This is a genomic window from Cobetia sp. Dlab-2-AX (assembly GCF_024124625.1).
Taxonomy (GTDB): Bacteria; Pseudomonadota; Gammaproteobacteria; order Pseudomonadales; family Halomonadaceae; genus Cobetia.
Map to the genome: position 1 here is coordinate 102,863 of NZ_JAMXRV010000005.1, position 25,414 is coordinate 128,276.

25 protein-coding genes are annotated in these 25,414 nt (G+C 63.4%); 11 read left to right on the plus strand and 14 right to left on the minus strand.

Annotated elements, in window-relative coordinates; all coding sequences use genetic code 11:
• Window positions 1–211 precede the first annotated feature (211 nt).
• From NH396_RS10080 to thiS, 4 genes are all read right to left on the minus strand, one after another.
• Window positions 212–1,120 (minus strand): putative RNA methyltransferase, encoded by a 909-nt coding sequence (locus NH396_RS10080; RefSeq protein WP_253063375.1) that lies wholly within the window; start codon window positions 1,118–1,120, stop codon window positions 212–214.
• Between the two features lie 128 nt (window positions 1,121–1,248).
• Complete coding sequence (gene trmB / locus NH396_RS10085; protein ID WP_253063377.1) at window positions 1,249–2,088, minus strand: tRNA (guanosine(46)-N7)-methyltransferase TrmB; 840 nt, start codon at window positions 2,086–2,088, stop codon at window positions 1,249–1,251.
• A 60-nt stretch (window positions 2,089–2,148) separates the two neighbouring features.
• Window positions 2,149–2,982 carry a thiazole synthase gene (locus tag NH396_RS10090; protein ID WP_175088997.1) on the minus strand — a complete coding sequence of 278 codons (834 nt, stop codon included), beginning with the start codon at window positions 2,980–2,982 and terminating at the stop codon, window positions 2,149–2,151.
• Between the two features lie 79 nt (window positions 2,983–3,061).
• Complete coding sequence (thiS, locus tag NH396_RS10095; RefSeq protein ID WP_176675884.1) at window positions 3,062–3,262, minus strand: sulfur carrier protein ThiS; 201 nt, start codon at window positions 3,260–3,262, stop codon at window positions 3,062–3,064.
• A gap of 99 nt (window positions 3,263–3,361) precedes the next feature.
• Between thiS and NH396_RS10100 the strand changes: the two genes are divergently transcribed.
• Window positions 3,362–3,781, plus strand: coding sequence for a DUF423 domain-containing protein (locus NH396_RS10100; RefSeq protein ID WP_043336980.1), 420 nt, complete (start codon window positions 3,362–3,364; stop codon window positions 3,779–3,781).
• A gap of 26 nt (window positions 3,782–3,807) precedes the next feature.
• On the opposite strand, the gene NH396_RS10105 is transcribed toward NH396_RS10100, so the two are convergent.
• Entirely contained in the window at window positions 3,808–4,224 is a 417-nt protein-coding gene (locus NH396_RS10105) for a PaaI family thioesterase (RefSeq protein ID WP_043336979.1), read from the minus strand.
• Window positions 4,225–4,421: 197 nt separating this feature from the next.
• Window positions 4,422–6,602, minus strand: a complete 2,181-nt coding sequence (locus NH396_RS10110; RefSeq protein WP_253063379.1) for a malate synthase G — start codon at window positions 6,600–6,602, stop codon at window positions 4,422–4,424.
• A 438-nt stretch (window positions 6,603–7,040) separates the two neighbouring features.
• On the opposite strand from NH396_RS10110, the gene NH396_RS10115 reads away from it, so the two are divergent.
• From NH396_RS10115 to NH396_RS10130, 4 genes are all read left to right on the plus strand, one after another.
• Window positions 7,041–7,979, plus strand: a complete 939-nt coding sequence (locus NH396_RS10115; protein ID WP_253063605.1) for an alpha/beta hydrolase — start codon at window positions 7,041–7,043, stop codon at window positions 7,977–7,979.
• Window positions 7,976–8,530: a hypothetical protein gene (locus tag NH396_RS10120; protein ID WP_253063381.1), complete on the plus strand. Its 555-nt coding sequence runs from the start codon at window positions 7,976–7,978 to the stop codon at window positions 8,528–8,530. Before NH396_RS10115 ends, NH396_RS10120 begins: the two co-directional genes overlap by 4 nt.
• A gap of 77 nt (window positions 8,531–8,607) precedes the next feature.
• Entirely contained in the window at window positions 8,608–9,759 is a 1,152-nt protein-coding gene (locus tag NH396_RS10125) for an aminotransferase class I/II-fold pyridoxal phosphate-dependent enzyme (RefSeq protein WP_253063383.1), read from the plus strand.
• A 24-nt stretch (window positions 9,760–9,783) separates the two neighbouring features.
• Window positions 9,784–10,842, plus strand: a complete 1,059-nt coding sequence (locus NH396_RS10130) for a DUF4105 domain-containing protein (protein WP_253063385.1) — start codon at window positions 9,784–9,786, stop codon at window positions 10,840–10,842.
• Between the two features lie 34 nt (window positions 10,843–10,876).
• On the opposite strand, the gene NH396_RS10135 is transcribed toward NH396_RS10130, so the two are convergent.
• On the minus strand, window positions 10,877–12,421 hold the full coding sequence (locus NH396_RS10135; protein WP_253063387.1) for a YifB family Mg chelatase-like AAA ATPase: 1,545 nt from the start codon (window positions 12,419–12,421) through the stop codon (window positions 10,877–10,879).
• A 1,177-nt stretch (window positions 12,422–13,598) separates the two neighbouring features.
• Here NH396_RS10135 and NH396_RS10140 point away from each other — a divergent pair.
• Entirely contained in the window at window positions 13,599–13,877 is a 279-nt protein-coding gene (locus NH396_RS10140) for a hypothetical protein (RefSeq protein WP_253063389.1), read from the plus strand.
• 95 nt (window positions 13,878–13,972) lie between these two features.
• Here NH396_RS10140 and NH396_RS10145 read toward each other — a convergent pair whose 3' ends face one another.
• Window positions 13,973–14,347 (minus strand): accessory factor UbiK family protein, encoded by a 375-nt coding sequence (locus tag NH396_RS10145; protein ID WP_176675875.1) that lies wholly within the window; start codon window positions 14,345–14,347, stop codon window positions 13,973–13,975.
• 435 nt (window positions 14,348–14,782) lie between these two features.
• On the opposite strand from NH396_RS10145, the gene NH396_RS10150 reads away from it, so the two are divergent.
• The 3 genes from NH396_RS10150 (at window position 14,783) to glnK (ending at window position 16,888) form a co-directional block, all read left to right on the plus strand.
• Complete coding sequence (locus NH396_RS10150) at window positions 14,783–15,121, plus strand: P-II family nitrogen regulator (RefSeq protein ID WP_043331582.1); 339 nt, start codon at window positions 14,783–14,785, stop codon at window positions 15,119–15,121.
• A 31-nt stretch (window positions 15,122–15,152) separates the two neighbouring features.
• On the plus strand, window positions 15,153–16,400 hold the full coding sequence (locus NH396_RS10155; RefSeq protein ID WP_253063391.1) for an ammonium transporter: 1,248 nt from the start codon (window positions 15,153–15,155) through the stop codon (window positions 16,398–16,400).
• Between the two features lie 149 nt (window positions 16,401–16,549).
• Complete coding sequence (gene glnK / locus NH396_RS10160; RefSeq protein WP_024951507.1) at window positions 16,550–16,888, plus strand: P-II family nitrogen regulator; 339 nt, start codon at window positions 16,550–16,552, stop codon at window positions 16,886–16,888.
• Between the two features lie 129 nt (window positions 16,889–17,017).
• Here the strand turns inward: glnK and NH396_RS10165 are convergent, their stop codons facing one another.
• A complete protein-coding gene (locus NH396_RS10165) occupies window positions 17,018–17,794 on the minus strand; it encodes a ferredoxin--NADP reductase (RefSeq protein WP_166019073.1) in 777 nt (258 codons plus the stop codon).
• A 286-nt stretch (window positions 17,795–18,080) separates the two neighbouring features.
• Here NH396_RS10165 and NH396_RS10170 point away from each other — a divergent pair, with 286 nt between their 5' ends.
• Window positions 18,081–19,028 carry a LysR family transcriptional regulator gene (locus tag NH396_RS10170; RefSeq protein WP_253063393.1) on the plus strand — a complete coding sequence of 316 codons (948 nt, stop codon included), beginning with the start codon at window positions 18,081–18,083 and terminating at the stop codon, window positions 19,026–19,028.
• A 176-nt stretch (window positions 19,029–19,204) separates the two neighbouring features.
• On the opposite strand, the gene NH396_RS10175 is transcribed toward NH396_RS10170, so the two are convergent.
• Window positions 19,205–19,633, minus strand: coding sequence for a host attachment protein (locus NH396_RS10175; RefSeq protein ID WP_043331587.1), 429 nt, complete (start codon window positions 19,631–19,633; stop codon window positions 19,205–19,207).
• 340 nt (window positions 19,634–19,973) lie between these two features.
• Between NH396_RS10175 and NH396_RS10180 the strand changes: the two genes are divergently transcribed.
• The gene (locus NH396_RS10180; protein ID WP_253063394.1) at window positions 19,974–20,522 is read left to right on the plus strand and encodes a hypothetical protein; all 549 of its coding nucleotides are present in this window, start codon (window positions 19,974–19,976) and stop codon (window positions 20,520–20,522) included.
• Window positions 20,523–20,666: 144 nt separating this feature from the next.
• Here NH396_RS10180 and NH396_RS10185 read toward each other — a convergent pair whose 3' ends face one another.
• The 4 genes from NH396_RS10185 to NH396_RS10200 all read right to left on the minus strand — a co-directional run bounded on the left by NH396_RS10185 (window position 20,667) and on the right by NH396_RS10200 (window position 25,094).
• Window positions 20,667–21,395 (minus strand): amino acid ABC transporter ATP-binding protein, encoded by a 729-nt coding sequence (locus NH396_RS10185; protein WP_176678200.1) that lies wholly within the window; start codon window positions 21,393–21,395, stop codon window positions 20,667–20,669.
• Between the two features lie 78 nt (window positions 21,396–21,473).
• On the minus strand, window positions 21,474–22,613 hold the full coding sequence (locus NH396_RS10190; protein WP_253063396.1) for an amino acid ABC transporter permease: 1,140 nt from the start codon (window positions 22,611–22,613) through the stop codon (window positions 21,474–21,476).
• 10 nt (window positions 22,614–22,623) lie between these two features.
• Complete coding sequence (locus NH396_RS10195; RefSeq protein ID WP_253063398.1) at window positions 22,624–23,814, minus strand: amino acid ABC transporter permease; 1,191 nt, start codon at window positions 23,812–23,814, stop codon at window positions 22,624–22,626.
• 254 nt (window positions 23,815–24,068) lie between these two features.
• A complete protein-coding gene (locus tag NH396_RS10200; RefSeq protein ID WP_176675869.1) occupies window positions 24,069–25,094 on the minus strand; it encodes an amino acid ABC transporter substrate-binding protein in 1,026 nt (341 codons plus the stop codon).
• Between the last annotated feature and the right edge of the window lie 320 nt (window positions 25,095–25,414).

Consider the following 25,414-nt stretch of genomic DNA (forward strand, 5'->3'; position numbering starts at 1 on the left):
TCCCCACCGTGTGCGCAGCGCACAACAAAAAGGGCATCCCCAGATGAGGATGCCCAAGACCGTGACTAGCTTGATGAGGAGAAACACCGTAGCGGGGGCCTGACTCCGCCGCTACGGCTGGGCTTGCGCCCTGCGATGTCTGCCCGGACACCGCACATACAAGATAATCATTCTCATTTGCTTTTGCAAGGCAAATGCGAAGAATTTCTATTTAAGTTTTATCTTGTACATCCTCGAGCGAGAACACCCTCAGCTCCGCATGCAATTCGACCTCCAACGCCGTCATGGCTTCCGCACGTGCCAGGCCATCACGCTCGGCGCGATACAGATGCGGGGTCATGGTCAGCAGGTCCCGAATCTGCTCATTGCTGGTCAATGACAGCCCCGCATGCAGATGCTCGACCTCGCCGCTGATGGCGAAGCCCGCGGACTCGGCAGCGCTCAGTCCGGCCTCGCCACGCGCGGGCTTCAGCTCGCGGTAGAGAATCCTGCGCAACGCCAGCAGGTGCTCGGCCCCCGCCTCCAGCAGCACGACGTGGCCACCGGGCTTGAGGACACGCGCGAATTCCTGCCAGACAGGGAAGCCGAAGGCGCAGATGACGACATCCACACACGCATCCTCCAGCGGCAGGGCGGCGTTGGTGCCCACCAGCCAGGCGGCATCACGTGACTGCTTCGCCGCGGCCAGCACCGCATGTTTGGAGATATCCAACCCCGCCGCCGTCAGCGAGAAATCCCGCTCACCGGCAGCGCACGCCAGCTGACGCAGATAGAAGCCTTCGCCGCAGCCGGCATCCAGCACGGCCAGCGGCGCCTGAGACGCTGCCAATGCCAGCACACGGCTGGCCAGGGCCGCCGCCAGCGGCTGATAGCCGCCGAGGGCGAACAGGCGCTGGCGGGCACTGACCATCGCCTTGCTGTCGCCGGGGTCCAGGCTGCGTTTGCGCTGCACCGGCAGCAGATTGACGTGCCCCTGGCGTGCGATATCGAAGCGATGCCCGTCGGCACAGCACCAGCTCTGGCCATCACGTGCCAGCGGCTGGGCATCCAGCGGACAGGTGAGGGCCGTCAGCGGGGTCATGGTCGGGCGATCAGCCGAGTCAGCGGTAGGCGTCGTCATGGTCAGCAACTCTCGGGACGAAGTGGGAAGAGAAGGGAAAAAGCGGCGGGCCTCACACGCAAGCGGCCACCCGAAGGCGGCCGCGATGCAGCGTCATGAAGACGCCGCCACTGCGCACGAGGCGCTGATCAGTCCTGCTTGACGAAGATCAGGTCCCACACGCCGTGGCCGAGACGCTCGCCGCGCTGTTCGAACTTGGTCAGCGGACGGAAGTCCGGACGCGGCACGTAGGGTGCGGTTTCCGCCGGAGCGGTGTTGGCAAAGCCCGGCGCTTCGGCCATCTCTTCCGCCATCGCTTCGGCGTAGTTGGCCCAGTCGGTGGCCATGTGGAAGTGGCCGCCCGGCTTGAGCACACGACGCACCAGCTCGACGAAGGCCGGCTGAACGATACGACGCTTGTGATGCTTCTTCTTCGGCCACGGGTCCGGGAAGAACAGCTGGAAGGTGTCGGCGCAACCGGCCGGCACGCAATCCGCCAGCACTTCCAGCGCGTCGTGACGATAGACACGCAGGTTGGTCAGGCCCAGCTTGTCGACATCATCCAGCAGCTTGCCGACGCCCGGCGCGTGCACTTCGATGCCGATGAAGTCGGTGTCAGGGTTGGCCTGTGCCTGTTCACACAGTGACTTGCCCATGCCGAAGCCGACTTCGATCACCAGCGGCGCCCGACGCCCGAACAGCGCTTCGAGATCCAGTTCGCCCTGCTCGTGACGCAGGCCAAGGCGCGGGAAGACCTCTTCGAGCCCGCGGGTCTGGGCCTGGGTCATGCGGCCACCACGAATCACGTAGCTCTTGATGCCACGCTTGCGGGCGACGGCTTCATCAGCAACGGAAGGGGACGCTGGCGCGCTTTCGGTCTGCACGCCCTCGGGCTGCGCGCTCTCGTTCTGCACACTTTCTTGCTGCGCATCGTCAGCGGGAGCAGAAGTGGACGTGTCGTCCTGCGGCTTGGAAGTCTCGTCAGTCATGGGGTCGTCTTGGTCTTTGCATGAACGATGCGCGAGCATCGGATTCGAATGTTTCAGGGCTCAGCCGGTGATCAGGCCAGCGCCCGGTGAAGAAGCACGTGCCGTCAGGCGAGTCGGCATGCGGCCGGCCAGGAAGGCACCACGGCCGGAAATCACGGCCTGACGCATGGCATCTGCCATCAACAGCGGCTGGCGCGCGTGGGCGATGGCACTGTTCATCAGCACGCCATCACAGCCCAGCTCCATGGCGAAGGCGGCTTCTGACGCCGTACCCAGACCGGCATCGACCAGCACCGGCACATTGGCGCGCTCGATGATCAGCGATAGGGTGTGCGGGTTGAGAATGCCGAGGCCGGAGCCGATCAGCGAGCCCAGCGGCATGATGGCGCAGCAGCCGATTTCCTCGAGCTGGCGCGCGACGATGGGGTCGTCGGAGGTATACACCATCACGTCGAAGCCATCGGCGACCAGCGCTTCAGCGGCCTTGAGCGTCTCGACGATATTGGGATACAGGGTGTCCTGATCGCCCAGCACTTCCAGCTTGACCAAGTTGTGGCCATCCAGCAGTTCACGGGCCAGCTTGCAGGTACGCACCGCGTCACGCGCGTTGTAGCAGCCGGCGGTGTTGGGCAGGAAGGTATAGCGATCCGGTGACAGCACGTCGAGCAGGTTCGGCTCGTCAGCGTTCTGGCCCAGGTTGGTACGGCGGACCGCAAAGGTGACCACTTCCGCGCCGGAGGTCTCGATGGCGGAGCGTGTCTCCTCCATGTCCTTGTACTTGCCGGTACCGACCAGCAGGCGTGAAGAGAACTCACGACCGGCGACGATCAACGGGCTGTCGCCGGCGACCTGGGTGACGGGGGTGTTCAATGTCGGGGCAGAACTGTCTGTCATGATGACCTCATCGAGCTGGACGTGAACGCGCTGAGCGCGAGCGAGTAGTGAAAAGTGTCAATCCTGGAAACAGGACGGATCAGCCACCACCGATGGCATGGACGATCTCGATGCGGTCACCGGCATGCAGACGGGTGTCGGCGTGCGCGCTACGTGGCACGATGTCTTCATTGCGTTCCACTGCCAGCCGGCGGCCCTGGAGACCGAGACTCTCGACCAGGGCGGCAATCGTCGTGTCGTCCGCCACCACGTGGTCTTCACCGTTGAGCTGTATCTGCATGCTGTCCTCCCGCGAAAAGAGGCCGCTATTGTAGCGGCTTTACGTGGACAGGCGTAGGCACATCGTGCCGCGCCATCTGCCCTCAAGGAATTAATGTCTATGCGTCACAACGACTCCCACTCCCGCCACTGGTGGCTGGCCATGGGACTGGCCGGCATGTCCACCGTCGCACTGGGTGCCTTCGCCAGCCATGGCCTGCGCGGCACCCTGAGCGCGGACATGCTGCGCGTGTTCGAGACCGGCGTCCGCTATCAGATGTGGCACGTGCTGGCGGCGGTCGGGGTACTCGCCTGGCGCTCGGTGCAGCCGCTGCGCGGCCAGATGCTGACGCTGGGGCTGTGGGCCGCCGGCATCCTGATGTTCTCGGGGTCGCTGTATGCCCTGGCGACCACGGCGCGCACCCAGCTGGGCATCATCACGCCCATCGGCGGCCTGCTGCTGATCGCCGGCTGGCTGAGCCTGGCCGTCACCGGCTGGCGTCAGCGCGGCAGCGAGGAGAAGGACATCAACAAGCTGTAGCGCGCTTCCCCGTGACGCTGCCGAGGTCAGTCATCGCTGTCCGGCAAGGTATAGGTCGCGGTCACGATGGCGACCGGGTCGGTGTCACCGTGGCTGAAAAGCTCGATCTCGCCGACAGCCAGTCGCCGGCCCAGCTTGCGGATGCGCGCGGTGGCCATCAGGTCGCGGTCGCCGCGCGCACGGCGCAGGAAGTGGATACTGAGGTCACTGGTGACGGCCATCGGCTCCGGGCCGATCTCGCCGAGAATCGCGACATACAGGCAGACATCCGCCAGCGCCATCATCGTCGGCCCGGACACGCAGCTGCCGGGACGCAGGTGCTCGTCCTCGATGGCCAACCCCATGGTCGCCCAGCGATCGCCGACGGCCTCGATGGTCCCCAGACGCTGGGGGAAGACTTCATCGAGGAAATCCTCGATGGCGGCGGCGCTCATCACGGGCATGACATTCTCCTCGACACACTGGGTCCGATCGCGCGGTTACGCGGTTTCTGGGGCAAGGCTAGCGGCAAATGCGGTCTCGGGAAACATGCGCCTGGCAAAATAGTCGCCGAGCAACTCCTGCTCGGCGACAGACGACAACGGCGACCCAGGGTCGCCGTTGTCGTGTTCAGTGTTTCCTCAAGCCAGCCGCCCTGCGATCAGCGCGCCTGCTGCTTTTTCTCGAGACGACGGCGGTGCAGGACCGGCTCGGTGTAGCCACTCGGCTGCACGCGCCCCTGGAAGACCAGCTCGCAGGCGGCCTGGAAGGCGATGGAGCCCTCGAGGTCATCCGTCATCGCCTGATAGCTGGGGTCCGCGGCATTCTGACGGTCCACCACGCCGGCCATGCGCTCCAGCGTGTCCTGCACCTGGGCACTGTCGACGATGCCGTGATGCAGCCAGTTGGCGATGTGCTGGCTGGAGATGCGCAGCGTGGCGCGGTCTTCCATCAGGCCGACATCGTGGATGTCCGGCACCTTGGAGCAGCCGGTGCCGTGATCGATCCAGCGCACCACATAGCCGAGAATCCCCTGGGCATTGTTGTCCAGCTCGGCCTGGATCTCCTCGGCACTCCACTGGGGATCGAGCGCCAGCGGGATGGTCAGCAGATCATCGAGGCTGGCCCGCGGACGGCTGAGCAGATCATGCTGCACGTCCTTCACCGAGACCTGGTGATAGTGCAGCGCATGCAGCACGGCGGCGGTCGGCGACGGTACCCAGGCGGTGTTGGCGCCGGCACGCGGATGGCCGATCTTCTGCTCGAGCATCGCGGCCATCAGGTCGGGCATGGCCCACATGCCCTTGCCGATCTGGGCACGGCCGCGCAGGCCGCACTCGAGACCGATATCCACGTTCCATTTCTCATAGGCCTGAATCCAGGCGGCGCCCTTCATGTCACCCTTGCGCAGCATCGGGCCGGCTTCCATCGAGGTATGCATCTCGTCGCCGGTGCGGTCCAGGAAGCCGGTGTTGATGAAGGCCACGCGGGAGCTGGCCGCGGCAATGCAGGCCTTGAGGTTGACGGTGGTGCGACGCTCCTCATCCATGATGCCCATCTTGAGCGTGGAGTCCGGCAGCCCCAGCAGCTGCTCGACCCGCGCGAACAGCTCATCGGCGAAAGCGACTTCCTCGGGGCCGTGCATCTTGGGCTTGACGATGTAGACGGAGCCGGTACGCGAGTTGCAGATGCCGCCGCGGTCCTGCTTGTCGCCCTTGAGGTCGTGCAGCGCGATCAGGCTGGTGAAGATGGCATCCATGATGCCTTCTGGCGCTTCGCTGCCGTCCTCGAGCAGGATGGCCGGGTTGGTCATCAGATGGCCGACGTTGCGAATCAGCATCAGCGAGCGACCATGCAGCACGCGCGTGGTGCCATCGGCGCCGGTGTATTCGCGGTCCGCATTCAGCTTGCGCGTCATGCTGCGGCCATTCTTCTCCAGGGTCTCGGTCAGGTCGCCCTTCATCAGGCCCAGCCAGTTGCGATAGACCGTCACCTTGTCTTCGGCATCGACGGCGGCTACCGAGTCCTCGCAGTCCATGATGGTGGAGAGCGCGGCCTCCATGATCAGGTCACTGACGTTGGCGGGGTCGGTCTTGCCGATGGGGTGCTCGGCATCGATCACAAGCTCGGCGTGCAGGCCGTTGTGGGCGAAGATGATCGCGCTCGGCGCGCTTTCATCGCCGCGATAGCCGAGGAAGCGTTCCGGCGACTTGAGGCTGAGGTCACGCCCTCCGGCACGCACCAGCAGATGACCATCACGAATCGTGTAGCCTTCGCTGTCGTGGTGACTGCCGCCGGCCAGCGGCGCGATGGTATCCAGCACCTGGCGCGCATAGGCGACGACCTTGGCCCCGCGCGCCGGGTTGTAGTCCTTGCCACGCTCGGCGCCATCTTCCTCGCTGATCGCGTCGGTGCCGTAGAGCGCATCATAGAGGGAGCCCCAGCGCGCATTGGCGGCATTCAGGGCGTAGCGGGCATTCATCACCGGCACCACCAGCTGCGGGCCGGCCTGCTGGCAGATCTCGCTATCCACGAAGGCAGTGCTGGCTTCGACCGTGTTCGGCTCCGGCAGCAGATAGCCGATCCTGTGCAGAAACGCCTTGTAGGCCTCGAGGTCTACCTTGCCCGGATGCTCGCGGTGCCAGACGTCGATCTCGCTCTGCAGCTGCTCGCGGGTCGCCAGCAGTTCGCGGTTGCGCGGCGCAAGCTCATGCAGCAGTGAATCGACACCGGCCCAGAAGGCCTCCGGCGCGATGCCTGTGCCCGGCAGCGCTTCCTGCTCGATGAAGCGGTGCAGGCTGGCATCGATGGCCAGGCGTTGAAGTTGAATACGGTCGGTCATGCGTCTGCTCTCCCTGAAAACGAATCGCTGGAAACCCTCAACGGCTGACAAGACTGCAGGCAGTCATGTTGATGAAGACTCTCGTCGCGCGCTGCTGAGCTGGCGCGGCCGATGACGTTTGGATTGACGCCATCGACTGCCGGACAGGAGGCAGGCGCCACCTGCCAAACGGGGACGGATTCCAACACCATACCCGATGGCGAGGCCGGCGGAAGGATGGCTAGGACCAATGAACAAGCTCATGGAGCCCGATTACCCGCCCAGCGTTGATTCCGTGTCGCTGTTGTTGCTCGGCGACAGGCGGGGAAACAGTGAAGAAACACTGTTCTTTGTGTAGCTCGCAGCCGCGCCAGCCGCTAGCATGGCAGCATTATGGAGATGACCATGCCCGATTTCAGTGAACTGCTCGACCACGGCCCCTTTATCCGCCTGCCTGACATGCTGCCGGGCCAGACGTCCAGTCCATTGGAGCGCTACCTGGGCCATTATGGTCTCGATGCGCTGCGCAGCGAGGACATCGCCGTGCATGCCGGCCACCTGGAGGCCGGGGGCTTTCGCCTGTGGGCCCAGCTATGGACACCGCGCAAGCCGCGCGGCACCGTCTTCGTGGTCCACGGCTACTTCGATCACCTCGCCCTCTATCGCCATCTGCTGGCGCACCTGCTGCGCAACGGCTGGCAGGTCGCCTTGTGGGACCTGCCGGGCCATGGCCTGTCATCCGGCGAGCCCGCCTCCATCGATGACTTCGGCGACTATGTCGGCTGTCTGCAGGCCTTCCAGGATTACCTGGAAGACCACAGCCTGGCGCCGCACCCATGGTTCGGCATCGGCCAGAGCACCGGCGGCTCGGTGCTGGCCACCGATGCCCTGATGCGTGGCGATGAATCGCGCTGGCAGGGTATCGCCCTGCTCGCACCGCTGGTACGGCCGTGGGGCTGGTCGCAGTCACGCTGGCTGCACAGCATGGCGCGCCCCTTCATCGACTCCATTCCGCGCAAGTACCGCGCGAATACCAATGACGTGGCCTTCTACGAGTTTCTCAGCACCAATGATCCGCTGCAGGCCGATCGCCTCGCGGTGAAGTGGGTGACGGCGATGCGGGAGTGGATTCCCCAGCTGCGCGCCCTGCCCCCTTGCTCACTGCCGACCCTGATCCTGCAGGGCGAGCAGGACACCACCGTCGATTGGCAATGGAATCTCGGCGTGCTGGCGAGCAAGTTCCCCAATGCGCGCATCTACCGCCATCCCGAGGCCCAGCACCATCTGGTCAATGAAGCCGAGCCGATTCGCCAGGAGCTGTTTGCCGAGCTGGACGCCTTTCTCGATGCCCTGTCGCAACGTCCGTCAGACCTGCCGCAGCAAGGGCGCACGGCATGAGGGCCCTGCATCGCCTGCCCATGCTGGCCGCGACCCTGCTACTCTCCACGCTGGCGGGCTGCATGAGCCTGGACCAGGTGCCGCGTGCCGAACGCGACCCCATCTATGGTCTCGGCCAGAGCGCGGCGCGCCTGATCGCCGAGCAGCCCTGGACACCCCCGCTTGAGCAACAGGTATTGCTGCTCGCGCCGCCCGAGGTGGATGCCACGCTGCAGGCCAACCCGGGCGCGCTGAACGAGGCGCTGACCCGCGCACTGCTGGCGCTCAAGAACGGGCCTCAGGTGCTCAACTGGAGCACTGACCGCCCCGCCGTCGATAGCCGTCAGTGGCGTCTCGAGACCACCCTCGAGGCTAGTGGCGTCGCACTGACCCTGTCGGACCGCACGCTGCAGCCGTACCAGCTGCAGATGACGCTGGTCCGCAGCGCCAGTGCCGAGCGCAATGAGACGCGTACCTTCACCCTGAGCGGTGCCTTCGACCAGGCGGCCCTCGAGTCGCTGGCGCGCAATCCCCCGCGCCCTGATCTCCAGGTCTTGAGCCCTGAGCCCTGAGTCTTGCGCCCGGCTGCGCCGAGGTCCCCGCCACCTCTGATACACCCTTGATCGTTTTCTGCTTTTCCGGAGCCAACATGACCACCGCCAGTCCCCGTCGCTTTCTTGCCCACCTCTATCAGGATGGGCCGCATAACCCGTTCCCCGGCATCAAGGCGCTGGAACGCAGACTGGGACACGCGCTGCCGTATCAATATGGCTCCAACGAAGGCCTCGACATGCCGCACCACACGCTGGGCGGCGCGCTGGGTACTGCCCTGGCCGACCTGAGCCGCAGCTATGCCGACGCCGATGCCTGGCAACTGCGCCAGCAAATGGCTGAGCGTCTGGGAGTCGCCTACGAGAATCTGCTGGTCGATGCCGGTGCCGACAGCCTGCTGGCACTGGTGATGCGCGCCACCGTCTGTGCGGGCGAGCGCGTGATCACCAGCGCCGGCACCTATCCGACCCTGGCGTACTTCGCCCGCGGGCTGGGCGCCGAGGTCATCGAGGTGCCCTACAGCGAGCGCTTCGCCACGGCCGATGATGCCTCATCGTCGCGACTGGCACCGGACCTCGCGGCACTGCTCGCCGCGGCAAGGCAGCATGATGCCCGCGTCGTCTATCTCGCCAACCCCGATAACCCCAGCGGCCACCTGCATTCTGACGCCGATGTGCGCGCCCTGCGCGACGCCCTGCCGGAGAGCTGCAGCCTGCTGCTGGACGAGGCCTATCACGACTTCCGCCCGGACGCCGCCCACGCCGACCATGCGCCCATGGCACGCACCTTCCGCCTGCGCACCTTCTCCAAGGCCTATGGGCTGGCGGGCCTGCGTCTCGGCTTCATGATCGCCGAGCCTGACGATGTCGTCATGCTGACCAAGGTGCGAATTCACTTCGCGGTCAGCGCCCCGGCAATGGCCGCAGGTGAGCTGCTGCTGGCGCACCCTGAAGAGGCGGCAGCGCATGTCGCCGGCGTGATCGACTGTCGCGATCGTCTCGCCGAGCATCTGCGCTCGCTGGGCGCGGAAGTGCTGCCCAGCGCGACCAACTTCCTCTGCGTGCGCCTCAAGAGCGCCGAACTGGCAGCGCAGGTGCAGCAGCAATTGATGGCTCAGGGCGTGCTGATCACTCGCTCCCCGCATCCTTCGCTTGGCCATATCCTGCGCATCTCGACACTCGAAGACAGTCTGGTGCCGGGCCGTCTGGCGCGTCTCGAGCAGGCCATCGCCGAAGAGCGCCGTTCATGAACGATTTATCGTGAGGGCTTCGCGATGACGCTGGTCAGCCTCGCGGCCCGCGCCTTGAGTAGCCTCGCCGTGATGGGTGCGAGCCTCTGGCTGGTGCCCGCACTGTGGTTCCGCCTGCCGGGGCCGGAAGGGCTGCGCACCAGCGTGGCTGCTCTCGCAGCGGTGCTGGGCCTCGTATGCGTGATTGCCCTGTGGTGGCCGCAGGCCAGCACGCTGCGCTGGCGACTGATGGGCTGCTACACGATGTTGCTGGTCGCGAGCCTTGCCTGGTGGGCCAGCATCACGCCTCGAGCGGACCGCGACTGGGCGCCGGAGGTGGCGCATCTGGTCGAGGGGAAGGTAGTCACGCCAGCACGGGACGAGGCTGCCACCCAAGGTGAAGTGCTGCATCTCGAGCAGGTACGCAACTTCGTGTGGCACAGTGCCGAGGATTACACGCCGCGCTGGGAAAGCCGCGACTATCCGCTGGAGGAGCTGACCTCGGTGGACCTGCTGACCAGTCACTGGATGGGCCCGCAGATCGCCCACACGCTGGTCAGCTTCGGCTTTGCCGATGGCCGCTATCTGGCCTTCTCGGTGGAGATCCGCAAGGAGCGTGCCGAGCAGTTCTCGACCCTCGGCGGCATGTTCAAGCAGTACGAACTGGCGGTGATCGCCGCCGACGAACGCGATATCATCCGCGTGCGCAGCAATGTGCGCGGCGAGCAGGTACACCTCTATCGGGTGCAGATGCCGCGCGAGATGATCCGCGAGCTATTGCTGGCCTACGTCGACGAAGCCGAGACATTGCGCACTCAACCACGCTTCTACAACACCGCCACCAGCAACTGCACCACCCTCGTCTACGCGATGATGACTCGCCTGACCGACGGCCTGCCGCTGGACTACCGCCTGCTGCTCTCCGGCTATCTGCCGGAATACGTTGCAGACCAAGGCGCCCTGAGTGACGCTGCGCCCTTCGCGGAACTCAAGGCCAGCAGCCTGATCAATCCCGCCGCCATCGCCGCCGATGAGCATCCGGACGGCGACTTCTCACGCCTGATTCGTGCAGGCATTCCCGGCGCGGACAGCCCCTCCTACTGAGCCCGCGCAGGGCTGAGGTCCTGACCCGCCAACGTCAAGCGCTGCGCTGCTGGGCACCGGCGCCCGGGCGAGCCGGGTCCCTGCCCATCATGCGGTCCAGCTGGCGATAGCCGATGGCCTCCATCAGCTGCGGCCGCTGCAAACCGTCCTGGTCGATCAGATCACTCAGTGTCAGTGCGACACGCAGCACCCGGTGATAGGCTCGCGCCGAGAGATTGAGGCGTGACAGTACGCCGGCCAGCCACTGGCGCTCGCCGTCTTCCAGCTGACAGGCGGCTTCCAGCGCGTGGGAATCCAGATGGGCATTCAGGCCGCCGCGTGCCAATTGGCGCGCGCGAGCGGCCAGCACTCGTTCGCGCACGCCGGCCGAGGCCTCGCCGGGAGTGGCGGACGTCAGCTCCTCGGCGGGCAGGCCCGGCACCTCGACCTGCAGGTCGATGCGGTCCAGCAACGGGCCGGACAGACGCGCCTGATAGCGCTGGATCTGCGCCGGGGTGCAGCTGCAATTGCGGCGACTGTCACCGAGGTAGCCGCAGGGGCAGGGATTCATCGCCGCGACCAGCTGGAAGCGCGCCGGGAAGCGGCGTTGATGGCTGGCACGCGAGATCAGGATACGACCGCTCTCCAGCGGCTCGCGCATCACTTCCAGCACGCCACGGTCGAACTCCGCCAGCTCATCCAGAAACAGCACGCCATGATGCGCCAGCGACACCTCGCCCGGGCGCGGCTTGGAGCCACCGCCCACCAGCGCGACCCCACTGGCCGTGTGGTGCGGGGCGCGGAATGGCCGCTGCCCCCAGCGCTCCATGATCGGCAGACCACATACCGAGCGCACCGCCGCGACTTCCAGCGCCTCACCTTCGCCCAGTGGCGGCAAGATGCCGGACAGGCGACTGGCCAGCATCGTCTTGCCGGTGCCCGGCGGACCAGCGAATAACAGGTTGTGGCCGCCGGCCGCGGCGATCTCCAATGCCCTGCGTGCCTGATGCTGGCCACGCACCTCGCTCAGGTCAGGCTCCGGCAGGCGCGCCTGGGGAATGATCGAGCACACATGCGGCGTGAGGCGCTCGCGCCCCAGCAGGTGAGCCACCAACTCCAGCAGATGCCCCACCGCCAGTACCTCCAGCTCCTCGGCGAGTGCCGCCTCATCGGCATTGCCGCGCGGCACCACCAGCGTCCGCCCCGCCTTGCGACAGCAGAGTGCGGCTGGCAGCACGCCAGTCACGGCGCGGATGCTACCATCGAGCGCCAGCTCACCAAGGCACTCCATCCCAGCCACGGCTTCTTCCGGTATCTGCCCTGAGGCGACCAGAATCCCCAGCGCAATGGGCAGATCGAAGCGTCCACCTTCCTTGGGGAGGTCCGCTGGCGCCAGATTGAGGGTGATACGGCGCGCCGGAAACTCGAAGCCGGCATTGAGCAGCGCACTGCGCACCCGCTCACGACTCTCCTTCACCGCCGCTTCCGGCAAGCCGACGATGGACAGCCCCGGCAAGCCGTTGGAAAGGTGTACCTCCACCTGAACTTCCGGGGCTTCGAGACCAAGTGACGCGCGCGTGCGCAACATTGCCAGTGACATGAGTCTTCCCTGCGTGATGCCGCCTCTCAGTTGCACGGCGCAATCGGAGCAGGCCCTGGCCTGCCATGAGCACGAAGGCATACACCGCTGCCAACCCTCCCAGCATGGCAAACCTCATACTTTCCAGAAGGCGAGCGCCTCAACGCTTGGTCACTCGACGATTGCCGCAATGCTTCGCATACCACCACGACACGGTCATGCGCCGCCTGGAAGTACGTATTCAGGCGATAATATTCGCCGCCATTTCGTAACTTTCATTACGCCCCATCATCAAGCAATTACTGGATACGTAACACGAAAACAGGATGTGGATAACATTACATAATCATCGAATGTGGACATTTTTTGAGCGCTCAAAACTTCAGCATTCAAGGCACCCGACACCATCGATGATCAAGCAGCCAACGTCAGACCAGGCACCCACAGCCCGCTCTCAACTCACAAGCACCAACCAACAGAAATTAAACTTTATAAGCGCAGGCAGGGTGCTTGGACACTCGACTCAGTCGAGCGATGAAAGCCATGTCAGAGATCAGATTGAGCCAGAGGAGCTCATGAGGCGCCTGGCGGAGAGGAATCAGAGAAAGCGCATGCGCTGCGTTCGAGGAATTTGCACGAGCATCGGGTCGTTGATACCCAAGGATTGGCGCCTGAGGACCTGGCGCTGGGTGACGGCTTATTGCTGCCTGGTAATTGAGGGCATCTGGCGCCCTGCGGCTGCGACTGCGACTGCGACTGCCATTTCAGCTTCACGCCTCGCGACACGCCCGGGGCTGACACTGTGGGTCTCTCGCCGGCATGACGCTTATGCTGCCAGCATTGCCGACAAACGCTCACGGCGAGTTAAAAGTAGCGGCTTTGGCAGCAGTTTCCACGCAAAAGCGCCTTTTTTGGCGCATTCCAGCGCCACCAGTCGCCACATGGGCATAGTGTAAGGCCGACTCGAGACCTGGCTGCACCAAGAAAGTGCTCATACAGGGGCAATAGCGTCCTCGAGAGAGCCACAAGAGTGCCGCCGGACGGCGACTGCTGTATATTTGATCGGTTGTCCCGGCCTTGCCGGGAGGACCGCCAAGCTGTCTCACGGAACGCCGCCGCTGCGCGGCAGAGAATCGTCCAACCCACGGAAAGGGCCAGCCATTCAGGACGACTTCGGCTTGTTTCAGGAGCAATACCCATGCAAGACATGCTTGCCCCGCTGGCATCCCTGGCGGATGTGATCGGCATGCTAGGCACCACTCTGGTCGTCGGCGCCTTCTTCCTGCTGCAGCTCGGCAGACTCGATGCCCGCAGCCTGATCTACAACCTGATGAATCTAAGCGGGGCGATCCTGCTGTTGATCAGCCTGTGCATCAATTTCAACCTCGCCAGCTTCGTGATCGAGATCTTCTGGATCATCGCCTCAGTGGTAGGTCTGGTTCGTTGGATGCTGGGCACTCGGCCCCAGACTGCCTGAGGCCGCCCCCTGAGAATCAGCGGCGCCCATGACGAAAAAAACCGCCACGCCCCGAAAGGGCGTGGCGGTTTTGGTTCAGCCGTCACCTGAGGGGATCAGGCGTCGCGCTGGCGCTCGATTTCCGCGGCATGACTGGCGGCTTCACGCTTCGCCACCGCGGCCTCCCCCTTGTCATCCACTGGCGTGGCGGGCTCGGCAGCCGGTGCATTGCCCGCTACCAGCCCCTGCTTCTCCAGCAGTGCCTCGAGGGCAATGACCTGCTTTTCCAGCGACTCGACGCGGCTGCGCGTACGCGTCAGCACATCCATCATGATGTCGAAGTCTTCACGCGAGACCAGTTCCATGCGGTCGAAGGCACCGCGCATCACCCCTTGCACGGACTTCTGCAGCTCTTCCGGGCCATGCGAGGCATCCTGCAGGCGCTCACCGATCTGCTGGGCCATACGCCCGATGACGTCATTCTTGAACATGCTGCACCTCAGCCGTTGCGGGCCGGCAGCCACCTCAAACGGGCTACCGGTCAGAAAATGATGCCCCCTGTACATGGGGCCGTCGTGTCCTGCTGCAAGGATACGCAACCCTGGAGTCGGGTGCATGCCCCGCATCATCCTGCACCAGACAATCCTCATCGACAGGCACACCCCTGCACCACATTAGCACTTTCCCCCACACCCAAAGGCGCAGAAACAGCACCATTACGGTGCATGCCAAGTGACCTTCGGATTCAGCCATCTTTGCACAGGCCGAAAAACTGTCAGCCATTCTGCGATAACCAGATGAGTTACAAGGATTTTCAGCCGCATGGCACATCTCGTGCGATGCACTTGTCAGGAACAGGCCGCCAGCTCATCTGACTGGCCATGCTTAACAAGAATGATCATTCCGGTAGCGAACGGGGGCAGCACATGAAACTGATCACCGCCATCATCAAACCCTTCAAGTTGGACGACGTGCGAGAAGCACTGGCCGACAACGGCGTGCAGGGGATTACCGTCACCGAAGTGAAGGGCTTCGGACGTCAGAAGGGGCACACCGAGCTGTATCGCGGTGCCGAGTACGTCGTCGACTTCCTTCCCAAGGTCAAGATTGAAGTGGCTGTCGATGACAGCAGTGTGGAATCGGTACTGGACGCCATCACCCAGGCGGCCAACAGCGGCAAGATCGGCGACGGCAAGCTGTTCGTCACTCCGCTGGACGATGTCATCCGTATCCGCACCGGTGAACGCGGCGCCGACGCTGTCTGAGCCTCGCGCACAATAACAAGGAGAACCCCGCATGAACGAGATCATCGAGGTCAAGTACGCACTTGATACCTTCTACTTCCTGGTGTGTGGCGCCCTGGTGCTATGGATGGCAGCCGGCTTTGCCATGCTCGAGGCCGGTCTGGTCCGCGCCAAGAACACCACCGAGATCCTGACCAAGAACGTGGCGCTGTTCGCCATCGCCTGCACCATGTACATGGTCGTCGGTTACCACATCATGTACTCGAGCGCCGAAGGCGGCTTCCTGCCGAGCCTGGGCTTCCTGATCGGTGCCGAAAATACCGCTGAGGAGGCGCTCGCTTCCGGTGGCGACATCTACTACAGCGCGCGTTCCGACTTCTTCTTCCAGGTCGTGTTCGTGGCGACCGCCATGTCCATCGTCTCCGGTGCGGTCGCCGAGCGCATGAAGCTGTGGGCCTTCCTGGCCTTCGCCGTGGTCATGACCGGCGTCATCTATCCGGTGCAGGGTTACTGGACCTGGGGCGGCGGCTTCCTGAGCACAGCGGGCTTCAGTGACTTCGCCGGCTCCGGCATCGTGCACATGGCCGGCGCATCCGCCGCTCTGGCAGGCGTGCTGCTGCTGGGCGCTCGCAAAGGGAAGTACGGCAAGAATGGCGAGATCAATGCCATCCCGGGCGCCAACCTGCCGCTGGCCACGCTGGGTACCTTCATCCTGTGGCTGGGATGGTTGGGCTTCAACGGCGGCTCCGAGCTGGTGCTGTCCAACATCGATGAGGCCAACGCGGTCGCCCAGGTCTTCGTCAACACCAATGCCGCCGCCTGTGGTGGTGTCATCGCCGCGCTGACCCTCGCCCGTCTGTGGTTCCGCAAGGCTGATCTGACCATGGCCCTCAACGGCGCGCTGGCTGGCCTGGTCGCCATCACTGCGGGTCCGCTGACACCGAGCGTCGGTGCTGCCACCCTGATCGGCGCCGTCGGCGGTCTGCTGGTCGTGTTCTCCATCGTCGGTCTCGACAAGCTGAAGATCGATGATCCAGTCGGCGCCATCTCCGTGCACGGTGTGGTCGGTCTCTGGGGTCTGCTGGCTGTACCGCTGACCAATGACGATGCCACCTTCTCCGCACAGCTGCTGGGCGCCGCCTCCATCTTCGCCTGGGTGTTCATCGCAAGCTTCGTGGTGTGGCTGATCATCAAGGCCATCATGGGGATTCGCGTCAGCGAGGAAGAAGAATACGAAGGTGTGGATCTGGCCGAATGTGGCATGGAGGCCTATCCGGAATTCACCTCCAGCCGCAAGTAAGCCTGGACGCGACAGCACCTGCAGCATCAAGACTCCCGCCACCTGGCGGGAGTCTTTTTTCCTGACTGGATAAGCGGTGTATGCTTGAGTCAGAGACCGGCGTGACGAGCAGGCCTCGTTACCCGCACCATCACCCAAGGAGAGAGACGATGAAACTGGTCACTGCCATCATCAAGCCATTCAAGCTCGACGACGTGCGCGAATCCCTGTCGGAGATTGGCGTGCAGGGTATCACCGTGACCGAGGTCAAGGGATTCGGCCGCCAGAAGGGCCACACCGAGCTGTATCGGGGTGCCGAGTACGTGGTCGACTTCCTTCCCAAGGTGAAGCTGGAAGTCGCGGTGGATGACGCCATGATCGATTCCGTGATCGAGGCGATCACCAATGTCGCCAATACCGGCAAGATCGGCGACGGCAAGATCTTCGTTTCACCGCTGGAGCAGGTCATTCGCATCCGTACCGGCGAGACCGGCAAGGACGCCGTCTGAGCCTCTGGCGCAAGCCCCTGGCACTGTCGTGCTGCCCCGACGGGTGACATGAGCACACAAAAAACCGCAGGCCATCGGCCTGCGGTTTTTTCGTTTCAGCACTTGCCGTTCAAGCGTGATGCGCGCGGATCATTTCTCGACAAAGGCACGCTCGATCACGTAGTCACCCGGCACGCCCATCTTCGGCGAGATGGCGAAGCCGCGTGCATCCAGCATGGCGCTGATATCGTCGAGCATCGCCGGGCTGCCACAGATCATGGCGCGGTCGCGCTTCGGGTCCAGCGGCGGCAGGCCGATGTCCTCGAACAGCTTGCCGTTCTCGACCAGATCCGTGATGCGGCCCTGGTTACGGAACTCCTCGCGCGTCACGGTCGGATAGTAGATCAGCTTCTCGGCGATCTCTTCGCCCAGATACTCGTGCTTGGGCAGCTCTTCCGCGATCATGTCGGCATAGGCCAGCTCGGAGACATGGCGCACACCGTGCATCAGGATGATCTTGTCATAGCGCTCATAGGTTTCCGGGTCTTGGATGACGCTCAGGAACGGCGCCAGGCCAGTGCCGGTGGAGAACAGGTAAAGGTTCTCGCCCGGCAGCAGGTCATCCAGTACCAGCGTGCCTGTCGGCTTGCGGGATACCATGATCTGATCGCCCGGCTGCAGATGCTGCAGGCGTGAAGTCAGCGGGCCGTCCTGCACCTTGATGGAGAAGAACTCGAGGTGCTCCTCGTAGTTCGGGCTGGCGATCGAGTAGGCGCGCATCAGCGGCTTGCCGTCGACTTCCAGGCCGATCATCACGAACTGGCCGTTCTTGAAGCGCAGGCTGTCTTCACGCTGAGTGCGGAAGCTGAACAGCGAATCGTTCCAGTGATGGACGTCGATGACTTCGGTTGTGGTCAGACTGCTCACCTGATGGCCTCCCGGGGCGTGGCCCCTCGAATTCGATATTCTCTATTGGCATAAACAAATAATAGCTTATGACCCAACGAACTATGCAGCGATTGTAGTCACTGCAGGGTTATGCGTTAAATGGTTTATCTGGATATAGGTTATCTAGTTTACCAATATTGGTTGCGAATGAATCGCATTTCAACCCCGATCTTGCAGAGTTCGCCCGCTCTGACGGCGAATCCTGGGTTGCGTTCACTTTCGCCTCCTCATCTCTGCCCCTTCACTGCATGCCCCGGGAGGTCGAATGCGCTACAGCCTTCGCCAGCTGGCCGTCTTCGTGGCGGTCGCGCGGCATGACAATGTCTCGCTGGCCGCCGACAGCCTGGCCATGTCGCAATCAGCGGCCAGCACCGCACTGGCCGAGCTGGAGCGTCAGTTCGATTGCCGGCTGTTCGATCGCCATGGCAAGCGCCTGCGGCTCAATGGCCTGGGGCGTGAGCTGCTGCCCAAGGCGATCGCGCTGCTGGACCAGGCCGAAGAGCTGGAACAGCTGCTCGGTCAGCAGGACGCCACCGGCTCGCTGGAGATCGGCGCGACGCTGACCATCGGCAACTATCTGGCACCCCAGATCATCGGTGACTTTCTGCACCATCACCCCGCCAGCCGCGTCGAGCTGCACGTGCACAACACCCATCAGCTGATCGACAAGCTGGTGCACTTCGAACTCGACATCGGACTGGTGGAAGGCGAGGTGGAGCATCCGCTGCTGGAGGCCACCCACTGGGTCAGTGATCGGCTGAGCATCTTCTGTGCGCCGTCACACCCGCTGGCACAGGGTGAGGTCACGCTTGAGCGCCTGCTGGCGGCTCGCTGGATCATGCGCGAGCGTGGCTCCGGCACACGCGGCACCTTCGAGCAGGCATTGCGCCCACATCTGGACGGGCCTTCGACCAGCGTCTCCCAGCGCCTCGACATCATGCTGGAGCTGGAACACACCGAAGCCATCAAGCGCGCCGTGGAAGCGGGGCTCGGCATCGGCTGCATCTCACGCCTCGCACTGAGAGATGCCTTTCGGCGCGGCAGTCTCGTCGAGCTGCCCACTCCATGGCTGGAGCTGACGCGCGCCTATCGCTTCGTCCACCATCGTGATCGCTTCATCACCCAGGCGATGCGCGAATTCGTCGCCAGTTGCCGCAACCTGAGCGGCAGCGCCTCACGCAGTGACGAGATCATCCTGCCGCAGGTGCCGTGATTCGCCCATACCCGGACTTCTGCAACAGCGCCTGACGCCACGGAGCATCAAGGCACTATAGCCTTGAGACACCAGCCGGCACGACATGAGCCCCAAGGAGGTAGTGACCGCTCACACACAAACGCCGCCAGCGTTTCCGCTGGCGGCGTCTTGGTCTCTGGATGACGGGGAGGTGGTCAGTGAGTCAGGCCAGTGAAACGTGCCTTTATCTCATCAGCGCTCTCGTGGGAGAGGTCCTTGTCGACGGTTTCCGTCACCAGCTTGGCGACCGGCTTGTCGAGCTTGTCGCGCAGCGCCCCCAGGAACTTGGGCGCGGCGGCGATGATCAGCTGATCGAACTTGCCGTCATTGGCCGTCTGCTTGAGGTATTGCGCGACTTCCTTGGCGAAGAAGTCCTGATGCTTGTCGGAGGTCGCGCCATCATCGCCAGTCTGATGCAGGCTGCCATGCCCGCCGCTGGATTCCCCCTTGCCACCGGTTCTCAGGTCACCGGTATGCTGGCGGCTTTCAGGATGTACGAGGCTTTCCACTTCGGTGACCTTGCCGGCAGCACGGGCAAAGATACGTGCACGTGCGGCATCGGCAGCAACGATGTAAGTAACCATTTACACACTCCCTGTCTCTCGTGAGGCGTCGTTGATCAAGAATGACGACCATCTTGGCGTACATCGCAAGACATGCAGGCGGCGTGGCGAAATTCAACCCTCGCCGTTCATTTCGCGCCGATTCCTCCGCCAGCAGGGCACCTGCACGACACCTGCAAGGCAAGACGACGAAACGCTCGACCACCTCGGCATTGATGTCGCCCTTCCCGACACGGGTGTCGCGACTCCCGGACATGACGTCGATGGCGAAGTGCGTGCTAACATCCGCCCAACGCGGGGCGCCGCCTGCCCGTCTGCCACCGCTCCTTTCATCCTGTGGTCTTTTCTCGGAGAAGTTTCGATGCGCAATCTGCTCCTGATGCGCCGCCCGCTGCCCCGGCGCGTGCTGGTCACCGCTCACCTGATGCTGCAGCTGGGATTGTTGGCGGCTGCCTGCGGCTGGACGCTGCAGCACTTGACGCCCATCGGGCCTGACAATTCGCTGGTCGCGCAGTGGCCGGTACTGGCGCAGGGTGTCGGTGGCTTCCTGCTGGCCTTCGTGATGACGCGCCTGCTGTTCGAGTTGCTGATGGCGCCGCATCACCTGCTGAGCATTCGCGGGACCAATCACACCCTGGATGCCGCGGCGCTGGTGACGCGCTCCATCTCGCGCCGCCCGGCGGTGCACGACAATGACGATAGCTGGGTCGGCAAGCCACGCAGCGTCACCTGGCCGCGCGAAGGCGAAGAAGTGTCCGCTGCCGCAACGGCGATAAAGACACCCGCCGATGAGCCTGCCGATGCATCATCCAAGGCCGCAGCCAAACCGCAGGAGCCAAGCCTGGGCAGCGATGAAGAGCTGTCAGTCACCCGCAGCAGCGAAGTACGCCGCACCGAGCCCAGCCTCTAGGCAAGCCTCTTCATTCAGCACAATGAATTGATAGTGAGCACCCACTGACTGCCTTGCAACTCACACACGACAACGCCCCGCGTGATGGGAATCACGCGGGGCGTTGTCTTTTGACGGCTTACAGCATCCGATCAGCCCGTGGCCTCAATGCCCCAGAATCTGGCTGAGGAACAGCTGGGTCCGCTCGGACTGCGGATTGTTGAAGAATGGCTCCGGCGCGTTCTCTTCGATGATCTGGCCCTGATCCATGAAGATGACGCGATCAGCGACGGTCTTGGCGAAGCCCATCTCGTGGGTCACGCACAGCATGGTCATGCCTTCATCGGCCAGTTCGACCATGACATCCAGCACTTCCTTGATCATCTCCGGGTCCAGCGCCGAGGTCGGCTCATCGAACAGCATCACCTCCGGACTCAGACACAGCGAGCGCGCGATCGCGACACGCTGCTGCTGACCACCGGACAGCTGACCGGGGAACTTGTGGGCCTGATCGGCGATACGCACGCGCTCCAGATACTTCATGGCCTCGGCTTCCGCCTCCTTGCGCGGCCGCTTCTGTACCCAGATCGGCGCCAGACAGCAGTTCTCGAGCACCGTCAGATGCGGGAACAGGTTGAAGTGCTGGAACACCATGCCGACGTTGCGACGGATCGCCTCGATCTGCTTGATGTCCTGGGTCAGCGGCATGCCGTTGACCACGATATCGCCTTCCTGATGCTCCTCGAGATGATTGATGCAGCGGATCATCGTCGACTTTCCGGACCCCGAAGGGCCACAGATGACGATACGTTCGCCCTTGCGCACGCTCAGGTTGATGTCGCGCAGCACGTGGAAGTCGCCGTACCACTTGTTGAGACCCTTGAGCTCGATCATCGGGCGCTCATCGGCGCCGGTGTTGCCCTGCGAGACGGATGTTGTCGTTGTCATGATGAAGATTCCTTGGCGCCGTGATCAGCGCTTCTTGTGACCGGTATGCAGCAGGCGCTCGAGATACTGGCTGTAGCGCGACATGCTGAAGCAGAAGACCCAGAAGACCAGCGCCACGAAGGCATAGCCCTCGATGGAGTAGCCCAGCCATTTGGGGTCGGCGAGACCGGCCTGCACGATGGCGAGCAGATCGAAGAGCCCGATGATCAGTACCAGCGAGGTGTCCTTGAACAGGGCAATGAAGGTATTCACGATGCCGGGAATCATCAGCTTGAGCGCCTGGGGCAGCACGATCAGCCCCATGTTGCGCCAGTAGCCCAGCCCCAGCGCCATGCCGGCCTCGGTCTGTCCCTTCGGGATCGCCTGCAGACCACCCCGCACCACTTCCGCCATGTAGGCACTCTGGAACAGGGTGATACCGATCAGCGCGCGCACCAGCTTGTCGAGATTGACCTCGCCAGGCACGAACAGCGGCAGCATCACCGAGGCCATGAACAGCACCGTGATGAGCGGCACGCCGCGCCAGAACTCGATGAACACCACACAAATGCTCTTCACGATCGGCATCTCGGAGCGACGCCCCAGCGCCAGCAGGATCCCCAGCGGCAGTGCCGCCACGATACCCACCACCGCCAGCACCAGCGTCAGCATCAGACCGCCCCACTCGTGGGTGCCGACGATCTCGAGGCCGAAGCTGCCACCATGTAGCAGGAAGTAGGCAATGAAGGGGAACACCACCAGGCTGACGATGGCGACCCAGCCCTTGGCCGGCAGCTTCGGAATCGCCAGCCAGGCGATCAGTGCCGCAAAGACGGCGAAGACGATATCGACCCGCCAGGTTTCCTCACTCGGGTAGAAGCCGTAGATGAACTGATCGAGACGCGCACTGATGAACACCCAGCAGGCGCCCTCCCCCGTGCAGTCCTCTCGTGAGGTACCGCTCCAGCTGGCATCGATCAGCGCCCATTGCAGGCTGGGCACCACCAGCAGGTAGACCAGATACAGCGCGAACAGCGTGAACAGCGTATTGATCGGTCCGGCGAACAGATTGGCTCTCAGCCAAGCCATCGCACCGATGCTGTCGCTCGGCGCCGGACGGGAATCGATCATCTTCTCGGTGACCCGTGACAGGGTCTTTTCAATCGACGTCTTTTCAATCGACATGGGCAGACCCTCAGCGCTCGACCAACGCCATGCGGGCGTTGAACCAGTTCATGAACATGGAGACCAGCAGACTGATGGTCAGATAGACCAGCATCGTCATGGCGATCACCTCGATGGCCTGACCGGTCTGGTTGAGCGTGGTACCCGCGAAGACCGAGACCAGATCGGGGTAGCCGATGGCCGTGGCCAGCGACGAGTTCTTGATCAGGTTCAGGTACTGGCTGGTCAGCGGCGGGATGATGACGCGCAGCGCCTGTGGCACCACCACCAGACGCAGTGTCATGCCACCGGACAGCGACAGCGCCCGTGACGCTTCGGTCTGGCCGTGCGGTACCGCTTCGATGCCGGAACGCACGATCTCGGCGATGAAGGCTGCGGTATAGACCGACAGCGCGACCCACAGGGCGAGGAACTCGGGGACGACCGTGATACCGCCACGGAAGTTGAAGCCCTTGAGTTCCGGCAGCTCCCAGCTCAGCGGCATGCCCATCGCGAAGTAGGCCAGCAGCGGCGCCACGATGATCAGAGCGAGCGAAATCCAGACCGCCGGCAGGCGCTGACCGGTACGTGCCTGACGCTGGCGGTTCCAGTAGCTGAAGATGCCGCTGGCGACGACGGCCAGCACGAGCACCGCAATCACCACCGAGAAACCGCTGGAGGTGATGGGGGCCGGCACGAACAGACCGCGCACGTTGAGGAAGAATGCCTCGCCCAGCGACAGCGAGCCACGCGGACTCGGCAGGGTTCTCAAAACGGCGAAATACCAGAAGAAGATCTGCAGCAGCAGCGGGATGTTGCGGAAGACTTCGATATAGACCGCCGCCAGTCGCGAGATCAGCCAGTTGGGGGACAGACGCGCGACCCCCATGATGAAGCCGATCACGGTCGCGGCAATGACACCCAGTGCGGATATCAACAAGGTATTGAGCAGGCCGACGATGAAGGTATCGCCATAGGTGGATTGCTCGGAATAGTCGATCAGGCTCTGCAGGATGCCAAAGCCTGCGGTGTTGTCCAGAAAGGCAAAGCCGGTGGTGATGCCACGGCTTTCGAGGTTGGTCAGGGTATTGCTGACGATGATCGCCAACACACCGAACACGCCTGCCAGCATCAATAGCTGGAAGATCAGTGCCCGCTTGGCCGGGTCACGCCAGAATGGCGGCTTGACCGTGGCCGGCGGGCGAGAAGCAGGTTGTGTCATACAGGCAATCTCCGCCGGAAAGCTATGCGACTTCCGCCTGCCGTCCTATCGAACGGCAGATCAGTTATCTCTCGGCACTCGATGAATGGGTCACGAGGAACAGGCTGGGCCTCATGTGAGAATTCTTGCTACCGGGCCCCACATGACGCTGGCCAGAGGAAGTGGAGCAAGACGCTCACTTCCCCTGGCCAGCGTCCTTGCTCAGCCTGTCATGAGGGGCAAGGCCCACCCGCAGTACAGGGCGAGCCCGCGCATCAGCGAACCGGCGGGGCGTACTGGACGCCGCCATCGGTCCACAGTGCGTTCAAGCCACGCTCGATACCCAGTGCGGAGCCGGTACCCACATTGCGCTCGAACATCTGGCCGTAGTTACCGACCTGCTTGATGACCTGATAGGCCCAATCAGCCGGCAGCCCCATGGCTTCGCCATAGTTGCCATCGGCACCGACCAGACGCGCGACGTTCGGGTTGGTATCTGCCTTCTTCTCTTCGATGTTGTCGGAGGTCAGCCCCATCTCCTCGGCATTGATCTGCGCGAACAGGGTCCATTTGACGATGTTGAACCACTGGTCATCGCCCTGACGGACGACGGGGCCCAGCGGTTCCTTGGAGATGACTTCCGGCAGCACCATCGCGGACGCCGGATCGGAGAGCTTGATACGCAGCGCGTAGAGCTGGGATTGGTCGGAGGTCAGGACATCACAGCGGCCAGCCTCGAAGCCCTTGACGGTCTGATCGGAGGTATCGAAGACGACCGGTTCGAAGGACATGTCATTGAGGCGGAAGTAGTCCGCCAGGTTCAGCTCGGTGGTGGTACCGGACTGGATGCAGACGGCTGCCCCGTCCAGCTCCTTGGCACTGGAGACGCCCAGGTCCTTGCTGACCATGAAGCCCTGGCCGTCGTAATAGTTCACGCCAGCGAAATTGAGGCCCAGTGAGGTGTCACGGGTCGCCGTCCAGGTGGTGTTACGGGACAGGACATCAATCTCGCCGGACTGCAGCGCGGTGAAACGCTCCTTGGCCGTCAGCGGTACATAGCGCACCTTGCTGGCATCGCCCAGTACGGCCGCTGCAACGCCGCGGCAGACATCAACGTCGATGCCCTGCCAGTTGCCGGCGTCATCCGGTGCCGAGAAGCCCGGCAAGCCGGTGCTGACGCCACACTGGACAAAGCCCTTTTCCTTGACGCTATCCAGGGTCGCGGCACTGGCGCCTGTCGCCATGGAGGCGGCCAGGACAGCGGCGCTAGCGATCAGCAGTGGCTTCTTGTTGTTATGCATCGTGATTCCCTCGCGAAAGTCTGGAGTCCGCTCGATCAGCCTCGAGTCAGAAGTGGTGCAATGCATTGCATGGCACCTATCGACAATAGCAAGCCGCGTTCCAATTTCCGCCTGGCGAGTGATCCGCTGCGTTCAACGCTGAAAAAAGTGCTAAAACCCAGTGATATAGGCCAAAGCCTCGAGGTGGGGCGGCGGATCATTCCGCGCGATTGCCGCGCAGTTAGGCGCCTGACAAGACCAGTTCGCCTCATATCGGTGCAAAATAAAAACGGCCGTTTCATTGCGAAACGGCCGTTGGCGGTGCAGCGATGTGGCGCGAG